At 72.2% G+C, this 16414-nt stretch carries 14 protein-coding genes; 6 read left to right on the forward strand and 8 right to left on the reverse strand.

Annotated elements, in window-relative coordinates:
- The coding region (locus VKN16_07075) for a twin-arginine translocation signal domain-containing protein (protein ID HME93959.1) at positions 1-319 on the reverse strand (319 nt) is incomplete at its 3' end.
- A 197-nt stretch (positions 320-516) separates the two neighbouring features.
- Between VKN16_07075 and VKN16_07080 the strand changes: the two genes are divergently transcribed.
- Positions 517-2238: a thiamine pyrophosphate-requiring protein gene (locus VKN16_07080; GenBank protein ID HME93960.1), complete on the forward strand. Its 1722-nt coding sequence runs from the start codon at positions 517-519 to the stop codon at positions 2236-2238.
- Positions 2239-2247: 9 nt separating this feature from the next.
- Here VKN16_07080 and VKN16_07085 read toward each other — a convergent pair whose 3' ends face one another.
- On the reverse strand, positions 2248-2499 hold the full coding sequence (locus VKN16_07085; protein HME93961.1) for a high potential iron sulfur protein: 252 nt from the start codon (positions 2497-2499) through the stop codon (positions 2248-2250).
- 68 nt (positions 2500-2567) lie between these two features.
- On the opposite strand from VKN16_07085, the gene VKN16_07090 reads away from it, so the two are divergent.
- Both VKN16_07090 and VKN16_07095 read left to right on the forward strand, forming a co-directional pair.
- Positions 2568-3629: a hypothetical protein gene (locus VKN16_07090; protein ID HME93962.1), complete on the forward strand. Its 1062-nt coding sequence runs from the start codon at positions 2568-2570 to the stop codon at positions 3627-3629.
- Between the two features lie 122 nt (positions 3630-3751).
- Positions 3752-5374: a DUF748 domain-containing protein gene (locus VKN16_07095; protein ID HME93963.1), complete on the forward strand. Its 1623-nt coding sequence runs from the start codon at positions 3752-3754 to the stop codon at positions 5372-5374.
- On the opposite strand, the gene VKN16_07100 is transcribed toward VKN16_07095, so the two are convergent.
- Complete coding sequence (locus VKN16_07100) at positions 5371-6303, reverse strand: ABC transporter substrate-binding protein (GenBank protein HME93964.1); 933 nt, start codon at positions 6301-6303, stop codon at positions 5371-5373. The genes VKN16_07095 and VKN16_07100 overlap by 4 nt on opposite strands.
- Positions 6304-6390: 87 nt before the next feature.
- Here VKN16_07100 and VKN16_07105 point away from each other — a divergent pair, with 87 nt between their 5' ends.
- On the forward strand, positions 6391-6981 hold the full coding sequence (locus VKN16_07105; protein HME93965.1) for a hypothetical protein: 591 nt from the start codon (positions 6391-6393) through the stop codon (positions 6979-6981).
- 9 nt (positions 6982-6990) lie between these two features.
- Here VKN16_07105 and VKN16_07110 read toward each other — a convergent pair whose 3' ends face one another.
- The 3 genes from VKN16_07110 to VKN16_07120 all read right to left on the reverse strand — a co-directional run bounded on the left by VKN16_07110 (position 6991) and on the right by VKN16_07120 (position 11641).
- Positions 6991-8661, reverse strand: coding sequence for a tetratricopeptide repeat protein (locus tag VKN16_07110; GenBank protein HME93966.1), 1671 nt, complete (start codon positions 8659-8661; stop codon positions 6991-6993).
- 179 nt (positions 8662-8840) lie between these two features.
- A complete protein-coding gene (locus VKN16_07115) occupies positions 8841-11177 on the reverse strand; it encodes a xanthine dehydrogenase family protein molybdopterin-binding subunit (GenBank protein HME93967.1) in 2337 nt (778 codons plus the stop codon).
- Positions 11174-11641, reverse strand: a complete 468-nt coding sequence (locus VKN16_07120) for a (2Fe-2S)-binding protein (GenBank protein ID HME93968.1) — start codon at positions 11639-11641, stop codon at positions 11174-11176. The genes VKN16_07115 and VKN16_07120 overlap by 4 nt, the downstream gene beginning before the upstream one ends.
- Positions 11642-11855: 214 nt before the next feature.
- Here VKN16_07120 and tcuA point away from each other — a divergent pair, with 214 nt between their 5' ends.
- Positions 11856-13325 (forward strand): FAD-dependent tricarballylate dehydrogenase TcuA, encoded by a 1470-nt coding sequence (gene tcuA, locus VKN16_07125; GenBank protein ID HME93969.1) that lies wholly within the window; start codon positions 11856-11858, stop codon positions 13323-13325.
- A gap of 32 nt (positions 13326-13357) precedes the next feature.
- Here tcuA and VKN16_07130 read toward each other — a convergent pair whose 3' ends face one another.
- Both VKN16_07130 and VKN16_07135 read right to left on the reverse strand, forming a co-directional pair.
- On the reverse strand, positions 13358-14005 hold the full coding sequence (locus VKN16_07130) for a class I SAM-dependent methyltransferase (GenBank protein ID HME93970.1): 648 nt from the start codon (positions 14003-14005) through the stop codon (positions 13358-13360).
- A gap of 7 nt (positions 14006-14012) precedes the next feature.
- On the reverse strand, positions 14013-14840 hold the full coding sequence (locus VKN16_07135) for an aldo/keto reductase (GenBank protein HME93971.1): 828 nt from the start codon (positions 14838-14840) through the stop codon (positions 14013-14015).
- 145 nt (positions 14841-14985) lie between these two features.
- On the opposite strand from VKN16_07135, the gene VKN16_07140 reads away from it, so the two are divergent.
- Positions 14986-15873: an alpha/beta hydrolase gene (locus VKN16_07140; GenBank protein HME93972.1), complete on the forward strand. Its 888-nt coding sequence runs from the start codon at positions 14986-14988 to the stop codon at positions 15871-15873.
- Positions 15874-16414 lie beyond the last annotated feature (541 nt).

Consider the following 16414-nt stretch of genomic DNA (forward strand, 5'->3'; position numbering starts at 1 on the left):
ACGGCACATTGGCCTGGGTGAGGTCCTCGTCGATAAGGCCCTCGTGCATCTGCTTGCTGACGCGCCAGGTCACCCAGCCGCCCGCGCTGTGCGGGTCGAGAATGTCGAGCTCGCTCTCCTTGGCGATCACGAGGGTGCCGCCCTTCTTGGGAGTGCCCTGCGCCTGGGCGGGGTCGGGTACACCGAGCGAGGTCAGGAGGTGGGCGGCCGACGCGCCGGCTCCGATCAGCGCGCTGCGGCGGAGGAGATCACGCCGGGTCAGTCGGCCCTCGACGAATGCCGCTTCGAGCGTCTCGAACGTGCTCCGGTCTTCGTCCATGACGGCTTCTCCCGCCCGGGCTCTCCACGTGAGCGAGCCCGAGCTACGAATGAAGTGGGCACCGCACCCTTGCGAGCAATCCGCGCTGTGCTACGAGAACATCTCGAGCGCCGTTGGATGGGCCGATGACTACACCCGGCGCGGAGCCCTTGTCAAGGGCCGCCCCGAAGGCGCCATGTCTGCTACGATGGCCGTCGATGAGGACGCTCAAGGTCGACAACGTGGCGCAGGCCTACCTCGAGCTGCTCGAGGACCGCGGCGTCGACTTCTTCTTCGCCAACGCGGGCACCGACTTCGCTTCGCTGGTGGATGCCTTCGCGCGGCGCGAGGCGGACGGCAAGCGCGCCCCGCGGCCGATCGTGGCCCCGCACGAGTCGGTGGCGGTGGGCATGGCCCACGGGGTGTGGCTGGCCACCGGCCGGCCGCAGGCCGTGATGGTGCACGTCACGGTGGGCACCGCCAATGCGGCCTGCGGGATCATCACCGCGGCGCGCTCGCAGGCGCCGATGCTGATGAGCGCTGGACGGACCCCGATCACCGAGGAAGGGCTGCCCGGTTCGCGCGATCTGTACATCCACTGGGCGCAGGAGAGCTTCGACCAGGCCGCGATGCTGCGCGAGTACGTCAAGTGGGACTACGAGCTGCGCACGCCCGCGCAGCTGGAGGCGGTGGTGGATCGCGCGCTCGAGCTGACGCTGGCCGAGCCGCGCGGCCCGGTGTATCTCACGCTGCCCCGCGAGGTGCTGGCCGCTCCGGTGGAGGCGATGACCATCACCTCCCCGAGCCGACGCCACGTCGCCTCGCGGCGGCTGCCGGACCCCGCCCGCCTCGACGAGGCCGCGCGCCTCCTCGCGCGGGCGCGCCGGCCACTGGCGCTGGTCTCGAGCGCGGGCCGGGATCCCGCGGTGGTGCCCGCGCTCGTCGCCTTCGCGGAAGCCGCCGGCATCGGCGTCGTCGAGGTGGATCCGACACACGTGAACTTCCCGCAGAGCCATCCCCTCCACGTGGGCTTCACGCAGCCGTCGGGCACCGATCCCGCGGTGGCGGAGGCCGACGTCCTGCTGGTGATCGACGCCGACGTGCCGTGGTATCCGTCGCTGGTCCGCCCGCCCGCCGACGCCGCGGTCATCCATCTCGCGGTCGACCCGTCGTTCTCGCGCTACCCGATGCGCAGCTTCCCGTGCGACGTGCCGATCGCCGCGCACCCGGCCGCCGCCCTGCCGCCGCTGGCCGAGGCGGTGCGCCGGCACGCCGACCCCGGCGCGGTCGCGGCGCGGCGCGCCGTCGTGGAAGAAGCGCACCGGAGCCGGCGCGCCCGCTGGGCCGCCGAGGCGGAGGCGCAGGCCGGCTGGCCGCGGCCGGGATTCGCGTGGGTCACGCGGCGGCTGCAGGAGGTGATCGACGAGTCGACGATCGTGGTCAACGAGTATCCGATCGACCGCCGGCACCTGGCCTTCGACCGGCCCGGCGCCTTCTTCGGCCAGCCGCACTCGAGCGGTCTCGGCTGGGCCCTGCCCGCCGCGCTCGGGATCAAGCTGGGCGCCCCGGACCGTACCGTGATCGCCGCGCTCGGCGACGGAGCCTATCTCTTCAACGAGCCGGTGGCGTGCCATCTGGCCGCGCGACAGCAAGGCCTGCCCGTGCTGACCGTGATCTACAACAACCAGCAGTGGGAAGCGGTCAAGCAGAGCACGCTGGCCGTGCATCCCGACGGGCACGCGCAGGCCTCCGGCCGGTTCCCGCTCACCAGCCTGGGTCCCGCGCCGCGCTACGAGGAGATCGTGCGCGCGTTCGACGGCCACGGCGAGCGGGTGGAGACTCCGGCCGAGGTCGGGCCCGCGCTGCGGCGCGCGCTCGCCGCGGTGCGGGAAGGGCGTCAGGCGGTGGTCAACGTGCTCTGCGGACGCGCCCGCGACTAGCGGGGTGCGCTACTTCGGCTTCGGAGCGTACAGCGCGCACCAGCCCTTCGGGTTGATCTTGCCGTCCACCATCTTGCAGCTGGCCGGCGGGACGAAGTGCAGGCAGTTGTCGCATTCTTGCGGTCCCTTCGGCTTCTCCTGATACTGCACCAGCTTCTGCGCGATCTTCTGCTGGGCGAGGGCGCGGGCCGGGATGAGCGCGCCTGCGAGCATCCCCAGCCCGGCTCGCAGGACGGTGCGTCGTGAAGTCTCGTCGGTCATGTGCCGAATCCTCCCTCTGTAGCGTACACCTGTTGATGCGTCCGACCGCGAAGGCTATGATCCGCCCCATGGCCCCGCGGCCGATCCGGCGCGCGCTCGTCTCCCTGCTCGGGCTCACCGCCGTCTTCACGCCGGCGGAAGTGCGGGCGGAGATCTCGCTTCCCGCCGGATTCACCGCCACCGTATACGTCACCGGCGAGGGCAACAACTCGGCGATGAGCGGCGCGGCCGGCGTCGGCATGCCGTCCACCGGCAGCCTCGCGGTGGACCACACCGGCGCGCTGTATCTGGCCCGCACCGGCCGTCGGTACAGCGGCGGCGAGTACGAATACCTCTCGCCGATCTATCGCGTGCCCCCGGGCGGCGGGCGCGTGACCCCGCAGACCGAGCCGCGCTTCTTCCACGGTCCCCCGCTCAACAACTCGCAGGTCAGCGCCGACCTCGCCGGACGCCAGGTCTTCGTCACCACGTTCGATCGCGATCGACGCGTCGGCGTCGTCTACCGTCTCGTCGACGGGCAGATGCGGCTGCTCGCGGGCGGCGCGGCGGAGGCCGGCGCCGCGCCACTCCTGGTCCAGCCCGAGGGCGTCGCGGTCAACCGGGCCGGCCACGTCTTCGTCGCCGACCGTGAGCGCGGCGTCGTGGTGCGGCTCGATGCCGAGGGCCGCGTGCTCGACGGAAGCTTCGCGCGCGTGATGCGGCCGCGCGTCATCGCCATGGACGAGGCCGATCACCTGTGGATCGGGGCCGACTCGGGCGCCGAGGCCCCGTGGCAGCCCGGGCCCGGCCAGATCTGGCGGGTGAGCCCCGAAGGGCAGGCGCGCCTCGTCCTCGAAGGGCCGGTCGCCCAGGGCCTGGCGCCCGGCCCCGGCGGCGTGATGTTCGTGGCCGCCCGTCAGGGCGCGTACGTCTTCGCACTCACACCCGAGGGCGAGCAGATCGTGCTCGCCCGCTTCACCCACGGCGACGCCCCGCGCGCGCTCACCGTGGTGCCGGCCACGCCGGAGACGCGCACCGCCGGCATGGCCGGCGACCTCTTCGTGGCGGTCATCCGCAGCGGCGTGTTCGGGCTCAACGAGATCATCCGCATCACCGGGCCCTTCGCGGATCTGACGTCGCGTCGCCGCTGACCACCGGACGAATCTTCCGCGACGCCGATGTAAGAACTACCCGCCGGGCGCCGCGTTCACCGGTCATTCGCGCGCTCGACCCCGGATTGCCGGTGGCACGTGCCTTGTACCGGTGCAACCGCATGCGACGCTCACGCCGCCGTGGGCTGTGGATCGCGGGCTCGATCGGGCTGCTCGTGGTCGCCGCGGGGATCGCGGTGCGCGTCCTCGACGAGCCGGCGCGCCGCTACCTGGAAGCGGAGGTCAACCGGCGGCTCAGCGGCTACACCGTCTCGATCCCCGGCCTGCGCCTGCATCCGCTCGCCGCCGCCATCGAGATGCGCGAGGCCACGATCGTCCAGAACGACAATCCCGATCCGCCCGTGCTCCACGTGCGCCGGCTCGTCACCAGCGTCGACTGGCGGGCGCTGATCCGGGGGCGCGTGGTGGCCGACGTGCTGTTCGACCATCCCACCGTGCACCTCGACCTGCGCCAGGTGCGCACCGAGGCCGCCGATCGCACGCCGGTCGAGCAGCGCGGCTGGCAGGAGGCGCTCGAAGCCCTCACGCTCGATCTCAAGATCAACCGGCTGCGCGTCCGGCAGGGCGACGTGACCTACGTCGATCGCGGCCCGTTCAAGCCGCTCCACCTCGGTCATTTGAAGATCCAGGCCGACAACATCCGCAACATCCGCTCGGCGGAGCGCACCTATCCGTCCGACGTCCAGGTCGAAGGCGTGGCGTTCGAGCAGGGCCAGATCTGGCTGGACGGGCACGCCGACTTCCTCGCGACGCCGTATCCCGGCGTGGAGGGCTCGCTCTGGCTCGAGCGGATCGCGCTCGACTACTTCCGGCCCCTCACCAACCGCTACAACGTGTCGGTGCGGAACGGCACGCTCTCGCTGGAGGGCCGCTTCGAGGTCGGCCCGAAGATCACGCGGGTGTCGCTCGACCAGGTGCGCGTGCAGGGGGTGGCCCTGGAATACACGCACACCCGCGAGACCGCGGGCGCCGAGCAGGCGCGGGTCGAGCAGACCGCCGAAGTGGCGCGTCGGGCCACCAGGACGCCGAGCGCGCAGCTGGCCATCGAGCGCCTCGACGTCACCGCCAGCACGTTCGGCTTCGTGAACCGGGCGGCCAGCCCGCCCTACCGGCTCCGGCTCACCGATACCGACATCTCGCTGCGGCACCTGAGCAGCCAGCCGCGCGACGGCCACGCCTCCATCGCGCTGCGCGGGCAGCTGATGGGCAAGGGGCCGACCCGCATCACCGCCTCGGTGAAGACGCGCCCGGGGCGCGCCGATCTCGACATCACCACCCGCATCGAGGACGCCGACCTGCCGCGGCTCAGCAACGTGGTCCGTGCCCACGGCGGCGTCGGCGTGACCCAGGGCGCGCTCTCCCTCTACTCCGAGCTGAAGGTCGAGAACGGCACCATCGAGGGCTACGTCAAGCCGCTCGTCAAGGACATCCGCGTCGGCGACGACGGCTCGGCCGAGGGCGACCGCAGCCTGAAGCGCCGGCTGTACGAGGGGATGATGAACGTGGCCGGCAAGGTGCTGAAGAATCACTCGCGCGGCGAGGTCGCCACGGTGGTGCAGGTGTCGGGACCGCTGGAGCGGCCGCACGTGAGCCGCTGGGAGACGATCGGGCGCCTGCTGCAGAACGCCTTCCTCAAGCCGATCGTGCCGGGCCTCGATCCGTCCCGCGCTCCGGGCGGCGAGCGTGCGCCGACTCCGGACGCCCCGGCCGCCGGGACACCCTAGTCGGCGCGCGCGCCGTCCTCGGCCATCACGTCCCGGGCCAGCGCGGTGTCCACCAGATCCTCGTAGCGCTGGCCTTGCCGGATCAGGCCGCCCGAGATCAGGATGCGCTCGAGGTAGTCGTAGCCCTCGCGGCGCAGCAGCGGGTCGCGCGACCACGTGCCCTGCCCCAGGTACCGGGCCACCGCCCGCTCCAGGATCGTCGGCTCGGTGTCGGCGAACGCGGGGGCGACCACCTTGGCGATGGTCGCCGCGTCGTGTCCGGCCAGCCACCGCTGGGTGCGGTACACCGCGCGCGTGAAACGCCGGACGGTGTCGGGCTCGCGCCGGAGGAGCTCGGGCGTGGTCATGTAGGAGGTGAACGGCACCGGCCCGGTGGCCTCGCCCATCGACGCCACCAGATGGCCCGCGCCTTCGGCCAGCAGCTGCTCGACCACCGGCTGCGGCTGCTCGAGGAAGTCTGCCTCTCCGGCCCGGAAGGCGGCGACCGCTTCGGGGGTCGGCCGGTGGCGCTCGATGCGCACCGCGGCCGGGTCGACCCCGTGGGCGCGCAGCACCGTCAGCATGCACTGCCACGGCGTCGGCGCCTCGTGGAAGGAGAGCACCGTCCGCCCGGCGAGATCCGCCCAGCGGAAGCCGGGCCGCGGCGCGCGGCTCAGCAGGAAGAACCCGTTCCGGCTGCAGACCTCCGCGAAGTGCACCACGATCGGTCCGCCGCGGTCGGCCAGCTCGAAGCTGCGCATGAGCCCGCCCAGGCTGATCTGGATGTCGCCGTCGAGCAGCGCGGGCATCGTGGCCTTGCCGAACCGCGCCGCCGGCACCGCGGTGACGTCGAGGCCGGCCTCGCGGAAGTGGCCGAGCGCGACGCCGGCGGGCAGCGGCGCGTAGAACGGGGTGTGAAACGGCATCAGGACCGTCAGCGCCCGGCTCATGGGCGACATCCTAGCACCGGAGCGCTCGCGGTCTGTGAGACCATCGGCGGCGGCATGCGACTACGATGCGGAGATGGAGACGAGCCCGTGATCGGCCCGGCCGCGCGCGCCTGGCTCCTTGCGCTCGCCGCATGCGTGCTCGCCGCCTGCGGCCAGTCTCCGCCGCAGATCGTCTCCTCCGAGCGATTCGTGCTGATCGAGCACATGCAGGTGGTCGGCTCCTGCGCCGAGGAGGGCGCCGCCGCATCGCCGGTGCGGTACGCGGGCTACGTCGATCGCTGGCGCGACACCCAGAAGAGCCAGGAGCTGCTGCAGGGGTCGGTCACCGCGGTGGAGCGCTTTCGCGAGCCGGCCGGCCAGAAGACCCAGGCGCCGTACTTCATCCAGTTCGGCGACGTCGGCGCTCCGAAGATCGAGGGGCAGCGGATCGTGCTGAAAGGCCTCACCGACGGCACCCGCCAGGCCGGAGCCACGTGCACGCTCGACGTCACGCGGCGGGAGAAGCCGGGCGGCGGGCCCTTGCCGATCAGCCTCCGCAACGCGCTCAGCCTGACCGCACTGGCGATCGGCCTGGTCGCCGGCGTCCGGCTGGTGCGCCACCAGGCGCGCCGCACGATCGCCCCGTTGCTGCTAGGGCTGGCCTTCCTGCTCCAGCTGCTCTCGATCCTGCTGCCCTAGCGGCCAGCGTCACCGGCCGAGCTGACGCTGGCGAGCCGCCGCGAGGTTCCGTCGCGCCTTCTCGTGCGCCGGATTGATCCGCAGCGCCTCCTCGAACTGGCCGATGGCCGGTCCGACCTGGCCGCGCAGCAGCAGCGCCGCGCCCAGGTTGTTGTGCGCGCCCGCGTCGCCGGGGCGCGAGGCGACCTCCTTCTGGAAGAGATCGATCGCCCCCTCGTACTTGCCGTGCTTGAGGAGCATGTAGCCGAGCTGCACGCGCGCCTCGCCGGCCTCGGCGAGCCGGCCCTGGCGCAGTAGCACCACCGCGAGGTTGGCGTGCGCCAGCTCCCATTCGGGGTCGAGGCGGAGCGCGGTCAGGATCTCCCGCTCCGCGTCGGCCAGCCGTCCCGCCTGCAGGTAGGCGAAGCCCAGGTTGTTGTGCGCGATCGACGACCCGGGATCGATCGACAGCACATGGCTCCACAGCGTCTCCGGGTCGCGCCAGATCTGCGTCTGCCTCCACGTCAGCGTGCCGAGGGTCACGAGGCCCGCAACGACCACCACGCCCCCGATGCCCGCCCACCGCCAGGCGCGCGGCGGCCCCTCGGCGCGCCGGGCCAGCCAGCCGACGCCGGCGCCGACGAGCAGCGCGAACCCCAGGCCGGCCAGGTAGCTGTAGCGGGCCGCCACCAGCTGCGGTCCCGACTGCACGAGGCCGCTCACCGGGGCGAGCAGCACCAGGTAGCCGAGCCACACCGCGAGGCCGGCCGGCCATCGCCGCCGCTGCCACAGCAGCACCGCGGTGACCGCGATCACCGCCGCCGCGCTCGCGAGCATCGCCGGGTCCGCGGGATCCACGCGGCGGGGCAGCTGGTAGAGCGGCGAGATCGCGGCGGGCACGACGGTCGTCCACGCGTAGAACGCGACGCCGTAGAGCGCCACCGCGATCCGACTCTCGAGCGGCTGCGGCACCATCATCTCGGCGGCGTGGGTCCGCAGGGCGTAGACGGCCATCCCCGCGCCCGCAATGGCCAGGAGCACGAACGGGATCTTCTCGATGAGGGCCCGGCGCCCCTCCTCGGTCGCCCAGGCTCGCCCGCGGCCGAGCCGCCGCAGCGGGTAGACGTCGAGGATCAGCAGCACCGCGGGCAGCGTCATCACGATGGCCTTCGAGGTGAGCGCCAGCGCGTAGCAGATCAGCGACGCCGCCAGCCACCGGCCCCGGCGGGCCGGCCGGTCCACCGACACCAGATAGGTGAGGACGGTGAGGAGGAGCCAGAGACCGGACAGCACGTCGCGCCGCTCGGTCGCCCACGCGACGGATTCGACGCGCAGCGGGTGGATCGCGAAGAACAGCGCGGCCGCGAGGGCGCCCAGGCGGAGCGCGATCTCGCTGTCGCCGGTCGCCGCCCGGAGCAGCCGACGCGCGACGAAGTACAGCGCCGCCGCCGCGCCGGCGTGCACCAGCAGGTTGGTCAAGTGGTAGCCGAAGGGCCTCATCCCCCAGATCACGTAGTCGGTGCCAAACGTCAGCCACGTGAAGGGAATCCAGTGCCCCATCAGCGTCGTCGTGAGCATCCAGCGCAGCTGCGACCACCCGAGCCCGCGGAAGTCGGGGTTGTTCACCAGGTTGCGATCGTCGTCCCAGTCGAGGAACTGATGCCCGAGGGTCGGCCAGAACACCGCGAGGGTGACGACCACGCAGAGCAGTGGCGGGACGATGCGCCAGAGCGCCGACGGGGGCTGTGCGGCCTCGGCCGGCGAGGCCGGGCGCCCGGCTACCGTGGCGGAGGTCGGCCGCGGCGGGGGTACGGCGGGGGCCGCGGAGCCGGCGCGACCGGCTGGTCGCGCGCGGCTCCGTCGTCGGCCCACCTACTCGGTCAGGCTTTCAGCTGATCGCGGATCGGCAGCGTCCGGATGCGCTTCCCGGTCGCGGCGAAGATCGCGTTGCAGAGCGCCGGCGGGATGGGCGGCACGCCCGGCTCACCCACTCCGCCCATCGGCTGGGCGTAGTCCCCCGGGATGATGTACACGCGCGTCTCGCGGGGCGCCCCGGACATGCGCGTGACCTCGTACTGGTGGAAGTTCTCCTGCTCGGCTTTCCCGCCCTTGAACGTCATCTCGCCGAGCGTCGCGATGCCCAGCCCCATGATGGCCGCGCCCTGCATCTGGGCGCGCACGCGGTCCGGGTTCACCGTGGCGCCGCAATCGATGGCGATGTCGATGCGGGGAACCGTGATCACCCCTTGATTGTCCACCTCGACCTCCACCACCGACGCCACGTACGACACGAAGCTGTAGTGCGCGGCGATGCCGAGGCCGCGGCCCTTGGGCATCTGACGCCCCCAGCCGGCCTCGCGGGCCACCGTCTCCACCACGCGACGGAGCCGTCCGGTGTCGACCGGATACAGCTCCGGGTTCTCACCGTGATTCCACTTGTCGGACAGCTGCTCCGGGCTGATGCGCCGGGCCGGCCCGATGACCTCCAGCAGATAATCCTTCGGGTCGCGTCCCGCCGCGGCGGCCAGCTCGGCCACGAACGACTGCACCGCGAAGGCGTGGGGGATGTTCGAGACGGAGCGGAACCAACCGATTCTGGTGTGCGCGACCGCCTCGGGATTCTCGATGCGGACGCTCTTGATGTCGAACGGCACGTTGATGACGCCCATCGCCAGCTCGAGGTCGGCCTCGTTCTTGGCCCCCTCGACGAAGGTCGAGAAGATGGTGGGCGCCACGCTGCGGTGCAGCCAGGCGACCGGCTTGTTCTGCGCGTCGAGGCCGGCCTCGAGATGCTCCACCGAGACGGTGTGGAAGTAGTTGTTGACCAGGTCGTCTTCTCGGGTCCACGTCAGCTTCACCGGCTTGCCGTCCATCGCCTTCGAGACCACCGCGGCCTCGATGGCGAAGTCGGGCTTCGACTTCCGGCCGAACCCGCCGCCCAGCAGCGTCACGTTGACCGTCACGTCCTCGGGCTTCATGCCGAGCCGCTTGGCGATCAGGTCCTTCGTCGCCTGCGGGGACTGCACGCAGCCCCACACCTCGGCCTTGCCGTTGACGATGCGCACCGTCGCGGCCGGCGGCTCCATCGGCGCATGCGAGAGGTGCGGGATGTAGTACTCGGCCTCGACCTTCTTCGCGGCCCCGGCCAGGTCGCTGTCGAGGTTGCCGTTGTCGCGCACGACCTTGCCCGGCTTGCGCGCCGACTCCTGCATGGAGACCTTGTAGGCCGGCGTGTCGTAGGAGCCGTTGGGGCCGTCGTTCCAGACCACCTTGAGGGCCTTGCGGCCCTGGATGGCGGACCAGGTGTTCGTGGCCACCACCGCGACGCCGCCCAGCGGGTTGAAGTGCGCCGGGGCCGGGCTCTGGTCGATCTCGACCACCTTCACCACGCCGGGGACCTTGAGCGTGGCGGCCGCGTCATAGCTCTGCACCTTCCCGCCGTAGACCGGCGGACGGGCCACCACCGCGTAGAGCATGCCGGGCAGCCGCGTATCGATGCCGTACATGGCCTTGCCGGTCACGATGTCGCGGCCGTCGACCAGCTTGAGCTGACCCTTGCCGATGTAGCGGAACTGCGAGGGGTCCTTCAGCTTCACGCTGTCCCGGTCCGGGACCGGCTGGGTGGCCGCGGCCTTGGCCAGTGCGCCGTAGCCCAGGCGCCGGCCGCTCTTGGCGTGGACGACCTCGTGGTTCTTGGCCTGCACCTCGCCGACCGGGACGCCCCACCTGGCCGCCGCGGCGGATTCCAGCATGGTGCGAGCCGCCGCGCCGCAACGCCGCATCGGCGTGAAGAAATGCCGCGTGCTGCGGGAGCCGTCGGTGTCCTGGTTGCCGAAGCGCTTCTCGTCGCCCGTGGCCTGCTTGATCTTGACGCGCTTCCAGTCGGCCTCGAGCTCGTCGGCCACGATCATCGGCATGCTGGTGCGCACGCCCTGCCCCATCTCGGAGCGATGGCAGGTGATCGTGACGGTGCCGTCCTCGCCGATGGCCACGAACACGAGCGGATCGTCCACCCACCCGTTGGGCATGCCGTCGCGTCCGTACTTCGGCGGATCGGCCGCGCGCGCGGCGGAGGCGAACCCGGCGGCGAGCACCAGCCCGCCCACCGCGCCGGTGCCCTGCAGGAACCGCCGGCGGCTGATGTTGGCGATCACTGTCTCGGGCGCGCGTCCCGGCCGGGTCTCGGCCGAGAGTGAATCCGGCCGCCGGGGCCTCATCGCGCCGCTCCCGGCTGCGCGGCAGCCTGCTTGATCGCCTCCCGGATCCGGACGTACGTCCCGCAGCGGCAGATGTTGCCGCTCATCGCCTCGTCGATCTCGGTATCGGTCGGCTTCTTGGTGCGCTTGAGCAGCGCCGTCGCGGCCATGACCTGGCCGGCCTGGCAGTACCCGCACTGCGGCACGCCCATGTCGACCCAGGCGGCCTGCACCGCGCGGCCGACCGGATCGGTGCCGACGGCCTCGATGGTCGTCACCTTGGCGCCCGAGACCGCCGAGATCGGCGTCATGCAGGCGCGGACGGGCTGCCCGTTGACGTGCACGGTACACGCGCCGCAGAGCGCCATGCCGCAGCCGAACTTGGTGCCGGTCAGGCCCAGCTCGTCGCGGAGGGCCCACAAGAGCGGGGTGTCGTCGGGAAGGTTGACCTTGTAGGGGCGTCCGTTGACGGTGACTGAGGTCATCGCGCTTCTCCTCTCGTCGTGGGCGACAGGCTGCTTCGCGCTGCCGGTTGTCACTGCGCCCAATACCACGCGCCTTCCGCCGATGTCAAACAATCACGATGCGCGCCGCCGTTCGCTCGTTAGGGAGACCTAAGCGCGCGGGGCGGGCCGCGGCCCCCCGGTTCCGGTAGCGCGACGGCCGCGCTCCCAGGTATGCTCGTCGCCCGGAGCGCGGGTGAGCGACTACGACGTCATCGTGGTGGGGGCGGGCAACGCGGCGCTGGCCGCCGCGGTGTCCGCCCGCGAGCAGGGCGCCGCGCGCGTGCTGGCGCTGGAGAAGGCGCCGCGCGCGCTGCGCGGGGGCAACACGCACTACAGCGGCGGGCTCCTCCGCATCGCCTTCGACCGTCCCGACGATCTTCGCGCCCTCGTGCCCGACGCCGAGCGCGAGGTCCCGGGCTTCTACGCGGGCGTCGAGCCCTACCCGCACCGGCTCTTCATGGCCGATCTGCTCCGCGTCACCGACGGGCGCACCGATCCCGAGCTGGCCGAGCTGCTCATCGGCCGCTCCTACGACACCGCGTGCTGGATGGCCCGCAAGGGCATCGAGATGGAGCCCGCGGTCTCGCTCTCCGCGGTGAAGGTCGGCGATACGTTCAAGTGGTCGCCCGGCGCGGTCATCCGGGCCCGGCACGAAGGCATCGGGCTCTCCGCGATGTGGTTCCGGGTCGCCGAGCATGACGGCGTCGAGGTGCGCTACGACACCGCGGTGGTGCGCCTGCTGCAGGACCGCCGCGGCCACGTCACCGGCGTGGGCGTGCAGGGGCCGGACGGCTTCGCCGAGATCTCCGCGACGGCGGTGGTGCTGGGCTGCGGCGGCTTCGAGGCGAATCCCGAATGGCGGGCGCGCTACCTCGGACGGCCCTGGGACCACGCCAAGGTGCGCGGCACGCGCTACAACACGGGCGACGGCCTCCGCATGGCGATGGCGCTGGGGGCCCTGCCCCACGGCCAGTGGACCGGCTGCCACTCCACCCCGATCGACGCCGGCGCCCCGCCGCACGGCGACCGCAAGCTCACCGACAAGACCAACCGCCTCTCGTACCCCTACGGCGTGCTCGTCAACGCGCGCGGCCTGCGCTTCTTCGACGAGGGCGAGGACTTCCAGTTCTACACGTACGCGAAGCTCGGCGGCATCATCCTGAACGAGCCGGGCGGCATCGGCTGGCAGATCTTCGACGCCAAGGTCACGCACCTGCTGGAGGGCCGTTACAAGACCGGCACGCCGCTTTCCGCCGACTCGCTCGATACGCTCGCCGACAAGCTGCCGCTCGACCGCGCGGCCTGCCGGCGCACGCTCGAGGCCTACAACGCGGCGGTGACCGACGGGCGCTTCGATCCCACCGTGCGCGACGGGCTCGCCACGCGCGGGCTGCCGCTGCCGAAGTCGAACTGGGCCCAGCGGCTCGACGCCCCGCCCTACGTGGCCTACCCGGTGACCGGCGGCATCACGTTCACGTTCGGCGGCGTGCGCGTGAACGATCGCGCCCAGGTGCTCAGCACGAGCTTCACACCCATCCCCGGGCTCTACGCCTGCGGCGAGATGGTGGGCGGGCTCTTCCACGGCAACTATCCCGGGGGCACCGGACTGATGTCCGGCGCCGTCTTCGGCCGCCTCGCCGGAGCGCAGGCCGCCGGCCAGTAGGGCCGGCGGCGCGCCGAGAGCCTCGCCGCGCCTCAGGCGATACGGCGCGCGGAGACCAGCGCGTCGATCGCGGCGCGCCCCGGGGGCGCCTCCGCGACGGCGCGGCGCACGCGCTCGGCCCGCACGACCTCGAGCCCGTCGATCTCGGCGACCACGTCGGCCGGGGTGAAGAGCACGTCGGCCTGCGTGGGCCCGGCCCAGCCCTCGGTGAGATTCAGCAGGTCGTGCCCCACCACGAGCAGCGTGCCGCCCGGACGCACCGCGGCCGCGGCATGAGCCAGCGCGCTCCGGCGCTCGACCGCCGGGAGCTGCAGGTACAGCACGCACACGAGGTCGAACGCGCGGGCCGGCGGCGTCCAGGCCGCCGCATCGGCCTCGATCCACTCCACCGCGACGCCCTCGTCCGACGCGAGCGCGCGGGCCATTCGCAGTGCGGCCTCGGAGAAATCGACCGCGGTGACGCGCCAGCCACGGTGGGCCAGCCACACCGCGTTGCGCCCCGTCCCGCACGCCAGGTCGAGCGCGGAGCCGGGCGCGAGGCCGTCGACCGCCGCGACGAGGAGCTCGCTCGGCGCCGGGCTCGGCTGCGCCCGCTCCTCGCTCCAGCGCCGGTTCCACCGCGCGCGCGACGCGTCGGATGACGTCGCCTTCGGCAGACCGCGTCCGCCCGGGTGGCTCACCGTCGCCTCACTCGGCCAGCGCCTCGATCGCGCGCACCTCGTCCGGCGAGAGCGACAGCGCGCGGCTGGCCAGATCCTGCGTCATGTGGGCGGCGCTGGACGTGCCGGTGATCGGCAGCATGCCGACCGCCAGGGCGAAACGGAAGACGACCTGGGCCGGGCTGGCGCCCTCGCGCGCGGCGATGTCGGCCACCAGCGGGTCGGCCAGCACCGGCCGGTTCGCGGTGAGCAGCGAGAAACCCTGATAGACGATGTGCCGCTCGGCGCAGAAGGCGCGCACCTCGCGGTCCCAGCCGTCGCGGGCGAAGCACCGGTTCTGCACGAAGGCGGGCGCCTCCGCGCCGGAGCCCACCATCTGCTCGAGCTGCTCGAGCGAGACGTTACTCACGCCGAGCAGCCGGGTCCGGCCGGCATCGCGCTCGCGCACCATCGCGCTCCAGACCTCGGCGTCGTATTCCGTCCAGTCGTGGAGCGACGCCGGCCCGTGCAGCACGTAGCTGTCCACGTGATCGGTGCCCAGGTGCTCGAGCGAGCTGGCCATGGACTGCGCCACCTGGGTGGAGAGATCGGCCTGCGCGTCGTACGGCAGGCGATGATCCTGGCCGGGCGGGTACGTGTACTTGGTCTGCAGGAACAGGTCGTCGCGGGTGACCACGCCCTCGCGATACGCCGCGGCGAGGCCCTGGCCGACCGCGGCCTCGAAGTAGTGCCGGCGCTGGTTGGCGGTGTCGATGCCGCGGAAGCCCGTGCGCAGCGCCAGCTCGACGAGGCCCTGCGTGCGCTCCTCCTTCCAGGCGGTGCCGTAGAGGAACTCGGGGACGGACGGTGCCGGCATGCGCGCATTCTGCCACGGCCGGGCCCTCCGAGTCGCGGATCGCGCCTTGCCAATCCCGGGCGGCCGGCGCAGAATCACCCGCGGTTGCCGGCGCCGGCGCACGGCCGCTCGACCACAGACCGACGGCGCACCAAGGAGACGTGACATGGCCGACCGCGGCATCGACGTCGTACGCGCGCACCTCGCCAAGCTGCCCCCATCCGAGACGCTGACCACCGCGGAGCGCCGCACGCAGTACGAGCGCGCCGAGAAAGTCTTCCCCACCCCGGCAGAGGTGAAGATCGAGCGCGTGAGCGCGCCCGCCGCGCCGGCCGAGTGGCTGCGCCCGCCGTCCGCGGTGGCCGGCCGCGTGGTCCTCTATCTCCATGGCGGCGGCTACGTCATCGGCTCGCCGCGCTCGCACCGTCACCTGGCCGCGGCGATCGCGAGCGCGGGCGCTGCGAATGCGCTGCTCCTGGACTACCGGCTCGCGCCGGAGCATCCGTTCCCGACCGCGGTGGACGACGCGGTGGCCGCCTATCGCTGGCTGCTGGACCAGGGCATCGCGGCCTCACACATCGTGATCGCCGGCGATTCGGCGGGCGGAGGGCTCACGGTGGCCACGCTGCTGGCGCTGCGCGACGTCGCGGTGCCGCTGCCCGCGGGCGGCGTGTGCATCTCGCCCTGGGTCGATCTCACCTGCAGCGCCGCCAGCTATCGCACGAAGGCCGAGGCCGATCCGATCGTGAAGAGCGGCCCCATCGAGGAGATGGCGCGCGCCTATCTGGGCGATCGGGACCGAAGGACTCCTCTGGCCTCTCCCCTGTTCGCCGACCTGCGCGGCCTCCCGCCGCTGCTGATCCACGTGGGCAGCGACGAGGTGTTGCTGGACGATGCGGTGCAGCTGTCCGAGCGCGCCAAGCAGGCCGGGGTGACGGCCACGCTGGAGGTCTGGGATCGCATGATCCACGTGTGGCACTGGTTCCTGCCCATGCTGGAGGAGGCCGAGTCGGCCGTCTCGGGCATCGGTCGCTTCGTCCGGTCAAGGACCTAGCGGCGGAAGTTTTCGCCGGTAGTTCCTACCCGGCGCGGAATAAACAGTGCGCGGCGCGGCAGCGCCACGGCGCTACGTCGGCGCGGCGTGGCGCCACCGCGCCCGCGCAAATCTGCGCCGATATTCTTCAAGAGCTGATCGCCTCCTCGGCGGCCGGTGGCGTCCGGCAGTCTCGCGTTGGATGCGATTCAGTGGCATAGCGCTTGCGGTGCTGGCGGACACCTTGACAAAAAGTCACGAACAATGACGTCCGGCTTGTTTCGTCCGCTGCGTCTGCTCGCCATCATCCTCCTGGCGATCGTCCTCACGATCTCGCCTCTCTCCCCCGTATTCGCGGCGGCTCTCCATTCGCACTGGGCCAAGTCCGGTCCCACCGTCGCCCAGGATTCCGCTGACGGGGCGAAGCCCGTCCTGCTCGCCAAAGGTGGCGGTGGTGGCGGGGGCGGCGGTGGGGGTGGTGGCGGTGGTGCTGGTGGCGGCGGTGGTGCGGGCGGTGGTGCCGGCGGCGGCGCAGGTGGGGGTGCCGGCGGAGGTGGAGCCG

The sequence above is a fragment of the Candidatus Methylomirabilota bacterium genome (assembly GCA_035315345.1).
Classification (GTDB): Bacteria; Methylomirabilota; Methylomirabilia; order Rokubacteriales; family CSP1-6; genus CAMLFJ01.